Origin of the sequence: Methanobrevibacter sp., assembly GCF_017468685.1 — an archaeon.
Classification (GTDB): Archaea; Methanobacteriota; Methanobacteria; order Methanobacteriales; family Methanobacteriaceae; genus Methanocatella.
Genome location: NZ_JAFUHT010000068.1, coordinates 35,549 through 52,176, shown reverse-complemented (window position 1 = coordinate 52,176; position 16,628 = coordinate 35,549). Strand labels below are relative to the sequence as shown.

19 protein-coding genes are annotated in these 16,628 nt (G+C 33.1%); 8 read left to right on the top strand and 11 right to left on the bottom strand.

Translation table 11 applies throughout. The features are described 5' to 3' along the window. Window positions 1–332: 332 nt before the first annotated feature. Both IJ258_RS08690 and IJ258_RS08685 read right to left on the bottom strand, forming a co-directional pair. Entirely contained in the window at window positions 333–1,331 is a 999-nt protein-coding gene (locus IJ258_RS08690; RefSeq protein ID WP_292805878.1) for an NADP-dependent oxidoreductase, read from the bottom strand. Further along, a complete protein-coding gene (locus IJ258_RS08685; RefSeq protein WP_292805875.1) occupies window positions 1,332–1,709 on the bottom strand; it encodes a helix-turn-helix domain-containing protein in 378 nt (125 codons plus the stop codon). A 1,141-nt stretch (window positions 1,710–2,850) separates the two neighbouring features. Here IJ258_RS08685 and IJ258_RS08680 point away from each other — a divergent pair. The 3 genes from IJ258_RS08680 (at window position 2,851) to IJ258_RS08670 (ending at window position 4,777) form a co-directional block, all read left to right on the top strand. Beyond that, a complete protein-coding gene (locus IJ258_RS08680; RefSeq protein WP_292805872.1) occupies window positions 2,851–3,672 on the top strand; it encodes an alpha/beta fold hydrolase in 822 nt (273 codons plus the stop codon). Between the two features lie 95 nt (window positions 3,673–3,767). Next, window positions 3,768–4,217, top strand: a complete 450-nt coding sequence (locus IJ258_RS08675; RefSeq protein WP_292805869.1) for a MarR family winged helix-turn-helix transcriptional regulator — start codon at window positions 3,768–3,770, stop codon at window positions 4,215–4,217. A gap of 80 nt (window positions 4,218–4,297) precedes the next feature. Further along, on the top strand, window positions 4,298–4,777 hold the full coding sequence (locus IJ258_RS08670) for a bacterioferritin (protein ID WP_292805866.1): 480 nt from the start codon (window positions 4,298–4,300) through the stop codon (window positions 4,775–4,777). Between the two features lie 47 nt (window positions 4,778–4,824). Here the strand turns inward: IJ258_RS08670 and IJ258_RS08665 are convergent, their stop codons facing one another. From IJ258_RS08665 to IJ258_RS08650, 4 genes are read right to left on the bottom strand one after another with little or no spacing between them, the layout of a single operon-like run. Further along, on the bottom strand, window positions 4,825–5,457 hold the full coding sequence (locus tag IJ258_RS08665; RefSeq protein WP_292805863.1) for a flavodoxin family protein: 633 nt from the start codon (window positions 5,455–5,457) through the stop codon (window positions 4,825–4,827). A 2-nt stretch (window positions 5,458–5,459) separates the two neighbouring features. Then, a complete protein-coding gene (locus IJ258_RS08660; RefSeq protein ID WP_292805860.1) occupies window positions 5,460–6,251 on the bottom strand; it encodes a nitroreductase family protein in 792 nt (263 codons plus the stop codon). A 53-nt stretch (window positions 6,252–6,304) separates the two neighbouring features. Next, window positions 6,305–6,856 carry a DUF2115 family protein gene (locus tag IJ258_RS08655; RefSeq protein WP_292805857.1) on the bottom strand — a complete coding sequence of 184 codons (552 nt, stop codon included), beginning with the start codon at window positions 6,854–6,856 and terminating at the stop codon, window positions 6,305–6,307. Window positions 6,857–6,866: 10 nt separating this feature from the next. Then, window positions 6,867–7,334: a DUF2115 family protein gene (locus IJ258_RS08650; protein WP_292805854.1), complete on the bottom strand. Its 468-nt coding sequence runs from the start codon at window positions 7,332–7,334 to the stop codon at window positions 6,867–6,869. Between the two features lie 460 nt (window positions 7,335–7,794). Here IJ258_RS08650 and IJ258_RS08645 point away from each other — a divergent pair, with 460 nt between their 5' ends. From IJ258_RS08645 to IJ258_RS08635, 3 genes are read left to right on the top strand one after another with little or no spacing between them, the layout of a single operon-like run. After that, window positions 7,795–8,889, top strand: coding sequence for a hypothetical protein (locus IJ258_RS08645; RefSeq protein WP_292805851.1), 1,095 nt, complete (start codon window positions 7,795–7,797; stop codon window positions 8,887–8,889). A 53-nt stretch (window positions 8,890–8,942) separates the two neighbouring features. After that, window positions 8,943–9,677, top strand: a complete 735-nt coding sequence (locus tag IJ258_RS08640; protein WP_292805848.1) for a zinc-ribbon domain-containing protein — start codon at window positions 8,943–8,945, stop codon at window positions 9,675–9,677. A gap of 16 nt (window positions 9,678–9,693) precedes the next feature. Next, window positions 9,694–10,206 carry a nitroreductase family protein gene (locus tag IJ258_RS08635; protein WP_292805845.1) on the top strand — a complete coding sequence of 171 codons (513 nt, stop codon included), beginning with the start codon at window positions 9,694–9,696 and terminating at the stop codon, window positions 10,204–10,206. A 244-nt stretch (window positions 10,207–10,450) separates the two neighbouring features. Here IJ258_RS08635 and IJ258_RS08630 read toward each other — a convergent pair whose 3' ends face one another. Further along, window positions 10,451–10,693: a hypothetical protein gene (locus tag IJ258_RS08630; protein ID WP_292805842.1), complete on the bottom strand. Its 243-nt coding sequence runs from the start codon at window positions 10,691–10,693 to the stop codon at window positions 10,451–10,453. Window positions 10,694–10,768: 75 nt separating this feature from the next. Between IJ258_RS08630 and IJ258_RS08625 the strand changes: the two genes are divergently transcribed. Then, a complete protein-coding gene (locus IJ258_RS08625; RefSeq protein WP_292805839.1) occupies window positions 10,769–11,509 on the top strand; it encodes a class I SAM-dependent methyltransferase in 741 nt (246 codons plus the stop codon). Next, a complete protein-coding gene (locus IJ258_RS08620; RefSeq protein WP_292805835.1) occupies window positions 11,506–12,546 on the top strand; it encodes an aldo/keto reductase in 1,041 nt (346 codons plus the stop codon). The genes IJ258_RS08625 and IJ258_RS08620 overlap by 4 nt, the downstream gene beginning before the upstream one ends. 486 nt (window positions 12,547–13,032) lie before the next feature. On the opposite strand, the gene cobQ is transcribed toward IJ258_RS08620, so the two are convergent. The 4 genes from cobQ to IJ258_RS08600 form a co-directional block, all read right to left on the bottom strand. Next, the gene (gene cobQ, locus IJ258_RS08615) at window positions 13,033–14,568 is read right to left on the bottom strand and encodes a cobyric acid synthase CobQ (RefSeq protein WP_292805832.1); all 1,536 of its coding nucleotides are present in this window, start codon (window positions 14,566–14,568) and stop codon (window positions 13,033–13,035) included. Window positions 14,569–15,027: 459 nt separating this feature from the next. Beyond that, entirely contained in the window at window positions 15,028–15,846 is an 819-nt protein-coding gene (locus IJ258_RS08610) for a 4Fe-4S binding protein (protein ID WP_292805829.1), read from the bottom strand. Beyond that, complete coding sequence (locus IJ258_RS08605) at window positions 15,847–16,242, bottom strand: hypothetical protein (protein ID WP_292805826.1); 396 nt, start codon at window positions 16,240–16,242, stop codon at window positions 15,847–15,849. It abuts the gene before it with no gap. Window positions 16,243–16,246: 4 nt separating this feature from the next. Continuing rightward, window positions 16,247–16,624, bottom strand: coding sequence for a putative zinc-binding protein (locus IJ258_RS08600; protein WP_292805823.1), 378 nt, complete (start codon window positions 16,622–16,624; stop codon window positions 16,247–16,249). Between the last annotated feature and the right edge of the window lie 4 nt (window positions 16,625–16,628).

Below are 16,628 nucleotides of genomic sequence, written 5' to 3'. Positions count from 1 at the left end.
TATTCGATGGTTTTGGTTATTTTTTCAAAAAATGGACTCCAAATGGACTCTCTTGCTTAAAATTGTTAAAATCATAAATAATCTGTTAAAAATTGTTTTTATCAAATATGAATATTTAGTTTTTATATGGTATGTTTCCAACAACACAATATGATGAAAATTATTTTCAACAATAATCCTTAACGTTAGTTCAATTAAATTAAAAATAAATTCATAATTCTAATTTTAATGAGGCATGTCTTTCATTAACATTAGAATTATCTAAAATCAATGTTTTTTTCAAAACCGAATGCACATCAACTACTTTTTTAAAGCAAGTTTCCATTGATGTTTTAAATTTTTATCAAGGTTTTTCCTTTAGAGCCGCCTTTATCGACTTTTTTAAGGGCTTCATTAACCTCATCTAATTCAAAAACCTCGTCAACTGATACTTCAATGTTGTTCTGGTCAAATATCTCTGAAACCTTCTCCAGTTGAGCTCCATTGGATTCAACAAACAGGAAGTAATAGTTCTGGTTCTTTTTGCTTGCCATGCTGTCGAATTTCTTTCCGGCAATTCCGAATAATGTTTTTTTAACAAATGAAAAACCCATTCTTTCAGCAAATTCCTTATTTGGAAGTCCTTTAAGTGAAACCAATGAACCGTTATGCTTTAAGATTTTAAATTCTTTTTCAAGTTCCTTTTCACCTATTGTGTCCAATACGTAATCAACATCTGATAAAATTTCAGAATAATCCTGGGTTTTATAGTCAAAGAATTCATCGACACCTAGGCTGATAACTCTATCCTTGTTTCTGCTGCTTCCGCTGGTTATTACTTTAAGACCAAAGCTTTTTGCTATTGGAATTGCCATAGCTCCCAAACTGCCTGTTCCTCCGGAAATAAATATTGATTCTTTGGACTTGACATCTAATAATTCAAATGCCTGCATTGCAGTAAGTGCTGTTAATGGAATGCATGCTGCATTTTTTAAATCTAAACATTCTGGAACATGGGCCAGTGCGTCCTTATCGATTGAAATGTATTCACAAAAAGTACCGATTTTTTCAAGAGGCATTCTTGCATATACCAAGTCATCCTTTTTAAAGTCGGACACATTGCTTCCGATGTCTACAACAGTGCCTGAAAATTCATTGCCCATTACCAGAGGCAACTTGTATGGAGTAATGAGTTTCACTTCTCCACGAACAATCATATTGTCCAAAGGATTAACTCCGGCATAGGCAATTTTAACCAAAACATCATTTTCACCAATTTCAGGCATTGAAATGTCCTTAATTTCTATTTCAGTTCCGTTTTTGTCATATTTATTTAATATAGCTGCTTTCATTCAATCACTCAAATTCAGTAAATTTGCATAATAGTCTTTAAACATGTTGATTATTTCCAAATCTCTCTCATCGCCACATTCCATTTCATCCAATCCGAAGACTGCCAGTTCATACAGGACTTTGTTTAATTTCAAGCCTCTTTCAGTCAAATGGTATTCGGTGGAATTATTTGAAACTTTCTTTAAAACGAGCTTATTTTTTTCCATTGATTTTAGAGTATCTGATAATACATTATTGGATAGGTCAGGTTTATTTTCTTTAAACTCTAAAAAATGTTTTTTTCCCGAAAACATGTCCCTTATTAGTAATATTGTCCATTTGCGGTTAAGTAACTTCACAGTATTTTCAATGGGACATATTTCCAATTCATTAATCATGTAAAAACACCTGTTTTATAATTTTATTTTTGTTTTTATTTATAGTGGCCAGTTAGCATATACTAACCATGTTTCCAGTTTAGTTTCAAAAGTATAATCATTAGATACACATTTTCCAATTGTAATTAATAATTCAATAATATAGGTGATTTTATTTATATGATTTTAATACATGTTTTTTTCTGTTTATTAATTAGTTATAGGTTTAGATTTTAATTTTTTAAAAATAAAATGAATATTTTCTTGAAAAATGTATTAATTATTTTAATTACCTACTAAATGCAATTTTTACTTGAGTATAGAGTAAATAAAAACTATTTAATCTATAAAATCTAATGTTATAAGTAATCAAACTCTTGACCATAGGGGGTGGTATTATTTTAGGTAGGATAATATTGCCATTGGTAGGATTTGAAACTGATGTTTTAATGAATGCTCCCTTTGGCAAAACCACTAATTTGATAGGAGGAATCCTTATGAGTATCCAGAAGAAATTTTGGATTGGAGTGATTATGTACACAATCATTTCGTGGTGTGTTGCATTCTATCTCATTTGGGTTGTATATTGACTAAAATGAGGCATAAGGATTTCACCTTTAAATTGCAGAAATCATTAAATATTATAATGATTGTTTTTCAATGACCTTAAAAAGTCATATTCGGGTTTGTTTATTTATAATGAACACTTTCTGCAATTTATAACTTAAAAATAATAAAATTTATATATTTATTATTTCAAATTATATCATAGAGTTTAAAATCCACCTTTCTGGGTTACTTAAATTCTAACAAATTAGTGGTTTAAATCAATGTCTATCTACCTAAGCATGTGCAAACATGTTATAGGCATTGAAATTATTAATATTGAATTTTAAAATTCGATTACTATTTAATTTTAGCTTTTTTTATAAGATTTATTTTTTCGGTTGGTATTTTAATTTTATATATGTTTTCAATAACATGGTGCAGAGCATTTCATGTATAATCATTAACATTAACGTTAATTAAATTAAAAGTAAATTTTAAATTTGCAATTTTAATGAATTGTATTTCATATTAATAATGGCATTAACAAAAAATAATATAATTTTTAGCATAGGATATATATTTTTAAAATCAAATAATCTATTGTGGGATTGCAATGTCTTATTTAACAGTAAGTGATGGAACAAAAATTTATTATAAAGATTATGGTGAAGGTGAAGCAATACTTTTCTCTCATGGCTTGAACGGTTCTCATTTAAACTTTAAAAGAATCATCAAGGAATTTGAAGATGACTATCGAATCATTTGCTATGACCAAAGAGGACATGGATATTCGGACAGGTCAGCCATGCACATGAACGTTAAAGCGTTGGGTCAGGACTTAAATGAACTAATCGATTTTCTGGATTTGACAGATATTAATCTGTTTGGCCATTCAATGGGTGGAGCTTCAATTTACAGTCATGTCAATCAGTTCGGTTGTGGGAAACTTAAAAGAATCATAGTTTCAGACATGTCTCCTTATATGAGAAATAATGACTGGAAAGGTGGCATCGGACAGGGCTTGTGGAGTGATGATGACTTTATGGATGATTTTGACAGAATATTTGATGATGTGGGTAATGCAAACTGGCATATCACAAAAAATCTGATGAATCCATCACTGGCTGATGTATCAAACGAAAATGAAATGATTGAAATGTATAGAAAAGGATCAGATGCATTTACAATGGCAAGCCTGTGGTTTTCACTTTTCAAATCAGACCAGCGCCCTGCAATAGATAATATAACAGTGCCTTTCTTATATATTAAACCCGATTTTGCCCTATACTCAATGGATGCTATTATCTACATCAAAGAACATGTCAAATCAGATTTTATACTTGAAGATAATTTTCCGGATACTATACATGCAATACTCAACGAAAAGCCTCATGAAGTGGCGGAATGTGTAAAAAAATTTCTAAAAGAGTATTGAATGGTTGTTATTATATTTAATTTTTTAAATTTCAAATGCAGTATTTATATTAATTGAAATACAATATTTTATTATATTGATGATAGGTGTTTATAATGGTTGATTTGAATTTTGATGAGGATATGCTGGACTCCACTTCCGTTTTTTATTTTATTAATTACATTAATGTTATTCATGACAATTTTTTAAAGGAAAACTTTAAGGACATCACTCGAAGAGATTTTACTTATCTTTCCAATATTTACTACAATGAGAATATTTCCCAAAAGGAGCTGGCGGATTTATTATACGTTTCTGAATCGAATGTCACCCAAATTATCAAAAGGCTTGAAAAAAATGGATATGTCAAGCGTGAAGTTGTAAAGGATAACAGAGGTAAAAAAATTCTCAGTCTGACAGATAAAGGTGGAGATGTTCTTATTTCATTGCTGGATCTTATTGCTGATTTTGAAGCCCAGTTTTTTGAAAATTATTCATCTGAAGATAAAGAGAAGCTTAAAAAAATGTTATATGATTATTGTGAACGTGCAGCTGAATACCGTTAAACTTATATTTCTGAATAATATAAATTACAATTGTACTTAAGACTCTTAAGTAAAAATATTTTTACAAAAAAGGTGAAATAATGGCTGATAAAGAAAAAACCATAGAAGCATTACAAGCTATTGTAACAGGATTATCTGCAAACTCATTCGGACACAGAATCCAATCTAAAATATTTGCAGGATTAGGATTTCAGGCTTTAGGCGACAAATACGCAGGACATGCTCAAGAAGAAATGGACTTTGTAGAACAGTTCATGGACCGTATACTTGACCTTGGCGGTGAAATCAAACAAGAAGCACAGGAAGCAAAACCAGTATACACAGACATCATAGAATTCATCGAAGCAGACTATCAGGTATCCGTTGAAGGAATTGCATTTTTAAACGAAATGATGGATTCAGGAATCTTTGATGCAACCACCTATGACTTAATGAAAGTATACCTCAAAGATGAAGAGGAAGACATGTACTGGAGCGAACAGCAAATAGACTTATGCAAAATGATTGGAAAAGAAAACTACTTGACCCAATTGTTAATCAACGGCCCTGCTGGAGAATAGAAATTTTAATAGAGGTAGTCACACTACCTAACTTATTCTTTCTTTTTTTATAAAACTAATTCTTTTCCTTTCTCAAAAGCTTGTTTTCTTTCTTTTGGAAATATTTTTTCATGCCTTTCATATCTTTCTTCGGCATTGAAATACCATTCCCAATCTGTTTTGCTGTAATCTTTAATCTGCTGGGTTTCACCGGATACGAAATACTCGGCAGGCCCTACAAACATTTCGAATATGGTTTTATATTTATCAAGCAGTTCAGTATAGTAATCATCAGGGCCGTTGCTTGTCATGATAAGAAGTGTTGGAATCGGATTTTCGTTGCAGCACGGCACTTCTGCATTATATGTAAGATTCTGAAAGACAAGTCTTTCTAAAAGCGCTCTAAATGAAGCGGTCAAATCGCCGAGGTAATTTGGTGAACCGATTATTAAACCGTCTGCTTCACGTATGGCGTCTAATACTTCTGTAAGGCCGTCACGGCGTATGCAATGTCCTTTATATTTGATTTTTTTGCATCCAAAACATGAGATGCAACCGGTGTATTTTTCCAATCTGTACAGGTTGAATTTTTCAACTTCCGCTCCGGCTGACTTGGCACCTTCAATGGCCTCATCAATTAAAGTGTCTGTATTCCATCCTCTCCTAGGTCCCGCATTGACTGCAATTATTTTTTTACTCATTTTTAATCAATACTCCCACATGATATTGTTGCAATATATTCAGTAAATTCGTTAGTTTTAATATCTGGTTTATCAATGATAAACTTTCCATCTTTAATAAACATGAAATGGCAAATTGCAATTCCCAAATCAATCTTTTGAACATCCCAACCGATACTTGAGGAATAACCTGGAGTATGCTCTAAATAGAAATGATAATTATTGTTTTCTTTTACTATCCTCCATGGCTGTCTGTTTGCTGCTGATGGTGCCCAGCGAACTGCATCAAGACAATCCTCAATGGAGTCTAAGGGTGTGTTAAAATCATTTTCGAAAAATAAATTAGATGACGGCAATCTTTCATCGCCGCCCACGCTTTCACGCAATTTCACATCCACTTCTGATTGTGTTTTTGAAGGATATCCGATTGGTGTTACAATCATTATGTACTCATCATCCTTTGTATCAGCCGCCTTTTCAAAAAGAGGTCTGTTCAGTGTTCCTCCAATCCATGTTGTTCCGATTCCAAGATTCCATGCATACAATATTAATTTTTCAAATGAATAGCCGTAGGCCTCTTCGCAATGCTTTACCTGTGGCACTTTAGCGGCAATGTATGTGTCTTCCCCTTCAATAACCGGTGAAGAGAGATTATCCTTTTCACGGTCCAATAGAATAAACTCCACTGGAATATTATATGGGTTTTCAATTGTTTTTGTGTAATTTAGAAGTTTTTCCTTATCTTCGGGAGTGATTTTTTCTCCGTTGAATGTTCTGACGCTTTTTCGTGTTTTGATAATTTTCATATTGTCCATACGTGATTCTCCTTTAATATTGAATTTCAGATATTGGAACTGAATATTTTAATTCAGAAGTCAAGCTGTTCTGCAAGGCAGATGTTGCACACAGCATTTGGAGTGTCGATATTAGCATCTTTTACAGGGCATAGAAATTTATCATTTTCCTTTTCAACTTTCAGAGATCCGGGAAATACTGTTCCCACTTTATGTATTGGTTCTTTTAAAATGAATGTGGAATAAATGGATGCAATCTCAAAAATCAATAGGGGTTTTGGCTTGCTGTTGTGAATTCCGGTTTGATAGTGGTTTTTTAAAGTTTCAACCGCATCACCAAAGGGGTCTTGGTCGATTTTTTCCCCATAATCATTATTGTCATTCATAATGTCTTTGATGCGCAATAGGAATGATTCTATATAGGATTTTTGCCCTTCCTCTCTGTAGCTTTCCTGAACATACTTGTTTTCTTCCATTACATGGGATGTGAATTCCATCATGTCAAAAACGGATATGGTTGATGAATACTTTTTAAGGATTTCCAAAACGCAATTGCCAGTAATTGGATTGTTATCTGTTATAAGATTTGAAAGCTCATCATACATTTCCAGATACTCATCTGCCATTTTTATTCTCCTAAAATCCAAATGAAAAACCTGCATTTTTGCAAATGCAATATCTGCACAGTGAATTTTCATCTTTAATGCTCATGATTCTTGTTTTGCACTTGTATTCACCATTTTGCATAAATACTTGATCCTTTGTCGGATTGTCTCCAACAGGATGCAGTGGTCTTTTTGCAATCAGTGCCAGATAAAGTGAAATGTATTTTGTAAATTCCCTTGTCTCTTCATCTCCTCCTGCATAGGTGTCAAAGTAAAAGTTAATGTCATTTTTAAGATTTTCAACAACTCCTTCTTTTATTTCAAAATCATCTGTGATGTTTAGGGCAAATATTTCATCCCATGCTTCAGAGTTGTATTTGGCAAGGCTTTTGGTTATAGGATCTTTGTAGCGGTCATCTGTTACCTTGTTTCTTAAATATTCGATTGGATAATCCTTTAGGTTTTCTCTTATTTCTTCAAGTAATTCCGTAGCTTTCATTAAAATCACCATTTTATAGACTATAAATCGTAAGTATATGTTATTAACTTTTTTCAAGATTTCATTCTTGTTCGCAAGTAACGATTATTTCTTTCCAATATTCTCTTCATTTAAATAAAGCTTTTCCAGCTTTAATCTGATGTCATCAGGAATCATTTCTTCCGTCGATTTCTCCGAATCTGGGAGTTAGCATCATCTTCAAAATTTTAATCTCCTTTATGAAAATAATTTAATTTATTGAATAATAAATATTATGTATTCAATAATGAATATTCTTTTTTTTAGAACAAAGTTGATTTTTCACTGTCCAAAAATTTTAAATGTTTTTTAAGATAAAATTAACCGTATAAGTTGTATTGTGTAAATGACATATTTAAAATGTGTGTTATAAAATAGTAACATTTCTAAAGTTAAGTGTTATTTGGATGAGTAACTGCATTGGAGAGTAATTTAGCTTATCTTGGGTGATAAAATAGTCGATAAAATAAAATGTCCTTCCTGTCATAAAATGAATGAAGTGCATAAGTTCTGCATTTACTGCGGTCATAAACTGCTTGACGATGAGGAAATCGAACTGATTCTTGATAATCCTGAGCCATATTGTCTTAACTGTGGAAGACCTGTTAAGAAAGGCCAAGCAACATGTGAATGTGGATGTGAATTTCGTATTATAGACTGTCCAAAATGCAATGCAAAAAATTCATATACAAACCGATTCTGCACAGATTGTGGGGAAAAACTTTGGACATCTGATGTATGTGAAATAAATTATGGTAAAGTAGAATCAAGGATTATTAAAGATAGATTTCCACAGGAAATGCGTGATACTATTTTATACTTACGTTACAAAAAGAGATTAGGAATAAATTTCCCAGATGATTTTAGTAAGATTGGTAGTGATGAGCAACAACTTCAATCAAATAAATCAAGAGTGGGGGATCATTTAAGTGAAATATTTGCAAGATGGAAAATTGTCTCCCCACATTATTGTATAAATTGTCTTAGCATAATGAATGTAGGTAAATACAGGTGCAAAAAATGTGGAACCTTTCTTCCATATGCTGAAGAAAGAGTTAATCAGATTAAAAATAAAAAATATAAAAAACCTGTATTCGATATAGTGGAATTAAAGTGGAATTCCAAATTCAGTGAAAATTATTTGGATTCTTTAGCTCCAGCTATGGGTGAATCTCAATTTGAATATCGTGAAAGACTTAAATGGGAATTTGCAGAAAATAGTAATCTTAAAAAAAGTATAATTAATGCAATTCAACGTGAAATCGATCGTAAAAAAGAGGAAGAGAGACGTAGAAGACAAGCTGAAAAATTTAAAAAATGGGAAGAAGAACGTAAAGAATGTAAAAAAAGGCAGGAAGAATATATAAGACAATATGGTGGTGGATTTTGTGGTTATAGTTGCAGATATTGTCATGAAGAATTTTTTGATAGTAGAGGAGCAGTAGTCGGTGATATGGATAGTGAGGGATATACAGAATATTATTGTAGTTTAGGACATTCTCTAAACTATGGAAGCTATTGTAAAGACTATAAATAGTAACACAAAAGAAAAAATTATTATTAAAAATTAATCAGTAGGATTTGATAAAATTGGCAAATAAAATATGTTCAGATTGTGGAACCGAACAGGATGAAACATTTAAGTACTGTAAAAATTGTGGTGCTCTACTTTCTACTGAAAAAAATCAGTTTATACCAACTAATGAGGAATATGAATTTGAAGATAAAACAAAAAATAACTCTAATGATGTAAAAGTCTGTCCTGAATGTGGAGAAAAACAGGAGCTCTTTGCAAAATTCTGTAGAAACTGTGGTGCTTCACTTTCCAGTGAAAATAAAGATGAGAATGTGATGATATGTGAATATTGTGGTGCAGAGTTAAATAATGAAGCGTTCTGTCCGGATTGTGGAAAACCTACAGGCATAAAAATCTGTCCGAACTGCAGACAAAAAACAGTAAATGAAGATTATTGTACTGTTTGCGGATACAAGATCAATCCGAATGTTAAAACATGTGCTAATTGTGGAAGTAAAATGGATGCGCAGGCCAAAGTATGTGCAAACTGCGGTGCAGGAGTAATTCATAAAAGTCCATTTGTAGCATTAGTATTGTCATTTATTTTCCCAGGATTGGGTCAATTATATAATAAACAAACTCGTAAATGTATTACTCTTATTTTAGTTTACATTCTTTCTTGGATTTTATCTTTAATAATTATTGGAGCAATATTGGCATTTTTAATATGGATTTATGGGATGTATGACGCATTCACCACTTCAAAAGCCCTCAATAGGGGAGAATTACTTGAAGATAAATTATTTTAATTAAGGAGGTAAAATTATGCAGAATTTTTTAGAACTAGCATGTGAGAGATACTCCGTCAGGAAATATTCAGATAAAGAAATTGAAGATGAGAAATTGGATAAGATTTTAAAGGCTGCTCAGGTCTCTCCAACAGCAAACAATTCCCAACCTCAAAGGATTTTTGTAATCAAAAGCGATGATGCTCTTAAAAAAATCAGATCATTTACACCATACTGCTTCAATGCTCCAATAGTATTGATGATTTGCTATGATGAAAATGTTTCAGGAAATGCGGCTGATGGACATGACTATGGAGCGGATGATGCAACAATCGCAACAGCCCACATGATGCTTGAGGCATATGATTTGGGAATCGGTTCCGTTTGGGTAAGAGGATATGACAAACGTGAACTGGATAAAATATTTGACTTGCCGGAAAATCTGGTTTCAGTTGCACTGCTTCCAATAGGCTATCCGGCAGAAAACTCAAAGCCTAGTCCATTGCACTCCAGAAATATTGATATTAATGACATGGTAACATATTTGTGATAATTTAGGTTTATTGGATCTTTTAACACTCAAATGAATGTTTTTGAGGATTAAGTTTCCAACTGGTGAAATAATAACTCTTGGGGACAATAATGTTCCTGGAACAGTTAAAAATAAAATCAAATTGAACAGCTAAATATTACCTGCATCTTCGTAATCTTTTTTTTTGAATATATGGTGTGATAAAATATTGAAAAAGAAATGAAATAATTTCTTTTTCTTAATTAAAAAATAGCTAAAAAATCTATTCTGCTGAAATTTCAATGTCAAATGTCATTGCTTCGATTGATTCGCTTTGACCTGACTTGATAGTGTATAAAGGAGAACCATGTAATATTAAACTGTTGTTGACTTCTCTTATTTTATTGTCAGCTACTTCCTGCATATGGATTCCTTCATAGGTGAACCCTGCATCGGAATCGCCTTCAAGTTGGTATGAAATCACTTCTCCACTATTTTTGTTAGTTGCTTTTACATTAACTATCATATTTTCACCTCAAGTTTTGGTATACCTAAATTTGTTTGTCAAAGTTTTTAAATTATGCGGTTTAAATCTAATAGTATGGAAATACCATTATATTTTTACATGGCTTACAGGAATCTGGACAGATTATCTCCGGGCAGTGAGGATACAACACTTAAGACATTGGATAAATTGGATTTAAATCCTGATGATGAATTCAATATACTTGACATTGCATGTGGTGTTGGTACATCCACAATACTTCTTGCAAACTACTTTAAAAATTCAACCATTGAAGGATTTGACCTGTTCAAGCATTACAAGGAAAGTCTTGATGAAAAAATCAAAGAAAACAATTTGTCTGATAGGGTTTTCAGCTACCAGATGGACATGAAAGACCCGGACTTTGCAAATGAAGAATTCGATATAGTATTTTGCGAAGCTTCAATCGAGATAATCGGATTTAAAAGAGGCTTGAAAGAATGGAAAAGACTCCTTAAACCGGATGGATATATGGTAGTTTCTGATGTTTCATGGCTTGAAAATCCATCATCCGAAAGCAGAAAATTCTGGAAAAACACATACTCAGAAATCGACACGATAAAAAATAAGGTACAGCAAATCAAAAACGAGGGATTTGAATTCATTAATTATGTTATTGTTCCAAAAAAGGATTGGAATGACTACTACAATAAACTGGAGAAAAATCTAAACAAGTTAAATTCCGATAAATCAGCAAAGGATTTCATCTCTCAGCTAAGAAAGGAAATTCAAACCTACAGGCAAAACAGTGATGATTATAGCTATGTATTTTATCTTATGAAGATGGTGGAAAAATGAAATATGTGAAATTGGGAAATTCAAATTTAAAGGTCAGTCGAGTCTGCATGGGATGCATGGGATTTGGTGATCCCGAAAACGGAATGCACACATGGACATTGCCTGAAGCCGAATCCATTGAAATAATAACAAACGGACTGGATAATGGAATAAACTTCTATGATACAGCTATAGGATATCAGAACGGAACTTCCGAGCAGTATGTCGGAAAGGCCATTCGTGAGAATGCGAACCGTGATGATGTGGTTGTTGCAACCAAATTCCTGCCACGTTCAGAAGAAGACATTAAAAACAATGTCACAGGACAAGCCCACATTCACAATATGGTTGAAAAAAGCCTGTCCAATCTGGGTCTGGACTACATTGACCTTTATATCTACCACATGTGGGACTACAACACTCCATTATATGATATCCTTGAAGGATTGAATGAAGTGATTGAAGAGGGAAAGGTCAAATACATTGGCATATCCAATTGCTTTGCGTGGCAGCTTGCAAAGGCAAATGCCCTTGCCGAAGCAAATGACTTTGCAAAATTCGTATCAATACAAGGCCATTACAATCTGATTTTCAGGGAAGAGGAACGTGAAATGATTCCGTTATGCCAAACAGACAACATTGCAACAACACCATACAGTGCACTGGCTTCAGGAAGACTTTCAAGAATGCCTGGTGAGGAATCAAAAAGACTGAAAGAAGATTTTTACGCTGATTTGAAATACAAATCAACAGAAACTCAGGATTTTGAAATCATCAAAAGGGTAAATGAGATTGCAGACAACTATGATGTCTCAATGACTGAAGTCTCTCTTGCATGGCTTTTAACAAAAGTCACCTCTCCAATTGTAGGGGCCACTAAGCTTCATCATGTCTCAGGGGCTGTAAATTCCGTTGAATTGAAATTAACAGATGATGACATCAATTATCTGGAAGAGCCATATGTTGCACATGACCTGGTTGGAGTGATGGCGGACAATAAGGTTTCAGCTAGTGACAATGAAAAAGTATGGCAGAAACATACTAAAGATAAGATTTAACTATCATTTTTTTCAATTTTTTTTTAAATTATTTATTGATGCAATTTTTTTAATTTAAAACTATTTTTCATGGTAAAATCAATATTTATATTTTAAAAACTAGTTAATTTATATATAAATTAATTTAAGATATGTATTGTAGGTTTTGACCACTTAAATTAAAATATGTAAAACGTTAATGTGAGAAAAAATTGAAAAAAGATACTAAATTTTTAATTAAAATGGCTATTGAATTAGTTAGAATCATTCTAATGTTTCTAAAATGATTTGATGTAAGCCGTATATGACTGTTGAATGCAAAGGAATAAGTTTTGTATTTTTTCTTTAGTGGGACCCTTCCTACATTTGGGAAAATATTAAATATTATGAAATAAATATATTTTTTTGAGAATTAGTCTCTAAAAATTTTGTATTCTTTTTGAGATTAAATCTCTATTAACGTTTTACTTAGTTAAAATCTTTTAGATTTTAACTATTTAATTAAAATTACTCTTTTTTGCCAAAAATTAAGTTATCAATAACATCCATATCAAGATGCTCTTCCACGATTTCAGCCAATCTGTTTAGTGAATAGTCTTTTTGGGTTTCGTAAGGGTCTTCACCATATTTTGCTTCAAGGCCTTTTTTAACACGGATATAGTTCAGGAATTCTCTTCTGAAATTGTAGTTGTGGAATATTCCGTGGAAGTAAGTTGCAAATGCATTTCCATTTGCTGCTCCATCGATTAGACCATCCTCATTGTTTCCCTGACCTTTAGTGATATTGAAAAGTGGACTTGCACTTTCAAGTTTGCTTGTTCCTTCATGAATCTCATAGCCTGTAACTGTTTCACCGGAAATGTTTTTAAATATTTCGCCTGCGATTCCTTCAATCTCTTCAGGTATTGTAGCTTCTGATTGTGTAACTATCTTTTCTACTCTTGAAAACTTTGATTCAATGTCTAAAAGACCTAATCCCTCAAGAGTACCATGTTTGGATTCACGTTTTTCATCATCATGAATCACATTACCTAATATCTGCAGTCCTCCACAGATTCCAACAATTGGGATTTCTGAGGATTTTTCAATGATTTTATCTGCAAGGCCGCTTTCACGCAGTGCATACATATCTTCTGTGGAGTTACGTGTTCCAGGAATGATTATCGCATCAACGTCACCGATATTATCATTAACTCCAATCATTTTAAGGGCCACATCATCTTCATACTCGAAGGGATCAATGTCTGTGAAATTGGCTATTTTTGGCAGTCTGATAACTCCAATGGTAATGTCTCTGTCCTCTGCAAATACATGTGTTGTTAGGGAAGCGGAATCTTCTTCGGGCAATTTCAATGTTTCATCATATGGAAGAACTCCCAAAACAGGCTCTCCAGTAATTTCCTCAATCCTGTCAAGGCCGGGCTTTAAAATATCAAGGTTTCCTCGAAACTTGTTGATTACAGTCGCCTTAAGACGTGACCTGTCATAATCGTCCAATAAGACATAAGTTCCTGCTATTGCTGCAAATACTCCTCCCATTTCAATGTCTGCAATTAATATGACATTTGCATCTGCAAGGTGTGCTATTTCCATATTTGCAATATCCTGGTCACGCATGTTGATTTCAGCAGGTGATCCTGCACCTTCAATGATTATGACATCATATTCATCGGATAGTTTTTTAAAGCTGTCCTTTATGGCATCAAATGCTGTATCATGGTATTTGTGCTGGTAATCATAGAAGTTCATGTTTCCGATGGATTTTCCCTGTATAATCACGTTTGATGTAAAGTCTCCTTTTGGCTTTAGAAGAACAGGATTCATGTGTATGCTTGGTTCAATCATTGCCGCTTCTGCCTGCAGCATCTGTGCTATTCCTATTTCACCGTTTTCCTTTGTGGTGTAGGAGTTCAGTGACATGTTTTGGGATTTAAAAGGGGCGACTTTATATCCTCTGTTTTTATATATTCTGCAGAGTGCTGCTACGAGCATACTTTTTCCGGCATTTGATGATGTTCCTTGAACCATGATACAGTTTGTCATGTATAATGATATTGCATTAATATTATAAATAATTTAAAAATGAGTTAAAATTAATCTCATTTGAGGCATGAAGTTTACAATAAATCTGGGGTTTAAATAATACTCTAATACTATATATAAAGACTGATGTAAAACCATGCCTGCAAACTCGATTAACAAGAATAAATTATTGAAAATTTATCTTGTAATAATTAATTATAATAATTATAGTATATATTATTGACTGTTTTTAGTCAATATTATTAATTTATTTATTTAAAGTTTTTTAATATTATTTTATATAAAAAAGGTGGTTAAATTTTAATAATATTTATATTGATATGAATATTATTTTTATTCGAAATTGTTACAATCTGCTATTAAAATTGTTTTACTCATACTGTTTGAAATCAGTCTGGATTAATCATGTTGGATGCTATAATCCACATCCACTATTTAATCTGTTCAATTCTCTGTTGATTATTCAATAACTTTTTTGGATTTTCTTTTTATCTTTTCGTATTTTTCAAAAACAGTATCATATCCTTTCTTGTAGAAAGGGCATGCCTGAATGCATTCTGTACAACCTTCGCTGCATCCTATACATAGTTTTTCTTTAAATCTAACAGTTTTTGTCTTCCTATCCAGTATTAAAGCATCATTTGGACATGCTCGAACACATAAGTTACAGTAGTTGCAATAATCAGGAATCCACTCATAGGAATTATTTTCAGAAACTGGAAGGTTAATTATGTTGACCAGTATTGCAGCTATCTTCTGGTTTGGTCCGATTTCAGGACTTATAAGCAATCCGCTTTTTCCTATTGCGCCCATTCCTGCTTTTAGAGCGAGATGTGAAAAGTCAATTGTCTCTTCACGAGGATGTGCAACCAATGTTTCAAATCCTCTAAGCCTCAGATAGTCTGAAATCTTATATGCAAGGTTTCCAAAGTCCCTATAAAGGTCATTGTTGTATTCCTGTGCTTTGGCTCCTGCACCCACTTCATGTATGCGTTGGCTGATTTCATATGAAAATACGATAGCGGATGTGAAATCAAAATCAAGGCCGTGCATGAAATACTCTTTTATGTCATCAACATAAGCTATTTCAACAACACCTAACTGCTTAAGATAGATTTCAAAATCATCGAGAAATTCTTTTGTAATATAATCGATTGGACTTATAGGGTTTTCTATTCTTGATGTGTCTGGAAATGAAACATCTGCACAGCAGGAATTGCTGTTTGATTTGATCAGCACGTCTTGGACCAGTCCATCGAAGTTCCAGTTGTCTGCCATTCAGCAACACCCGCAGCTGCAGCCTGAACCTATCTCAAAGCCGAATTTTTTCAGGAAGTGTCTGTAATCGAATCTGTTAAGGGTGATTTCATCGACAAATGAGAGGATACCTATCTGATCATCAGTTGTGAGATTTTTGAATGTCTTGAATGTTGAATCGCCCAGTACTTTATCAACGGTATTTTCTTGGAACTTGAAAGCAATTTGGGCAAATGGAAAATTGAAATTGTTACGGTCATCGATTCTGACTGTGATTTCATCGCCTTTGGTTAAGACTATTAGGTTGTCTGTATCTGGCAGAAGCATTGCCATTTTTGCACCGTTTTTAAGTGACTTGAATTCGTCATAATTGTTGTTTGCCCATTTTTGCCAAATTTCATTATCAAAATAATCCATTATATCATTCCTCCATTTCTTCATTGATTTTGTTTTTAATGATTTCCACGCATTTTTCCCCATTACTGTCCAAACGGAATGGATCTGTTGCAAAGGCTTTGTGTTCCTTGAGAACATCTCCAACGCCGATTGTTTTGTGAATTTCAATTTCTCTGCTATTTAAAATCCTGTTGGCACATGCGTTGTTGCATCCGTTGATTGCAATAATCGGAAATTTCCTGAGCATGCTGTCGTTTTGCCCTTCGGTGTCTGCTGCGGTTGATCCCATGCATATTGATATTACATTTGTGTTTTCCTTTTTGCAGTCTCCTACTGCAACGCGTGACACCAGTCCATTGGCACTCATTCTGTTGCATGAAGCCAAAGCTATTTTTTCATCCATTGTC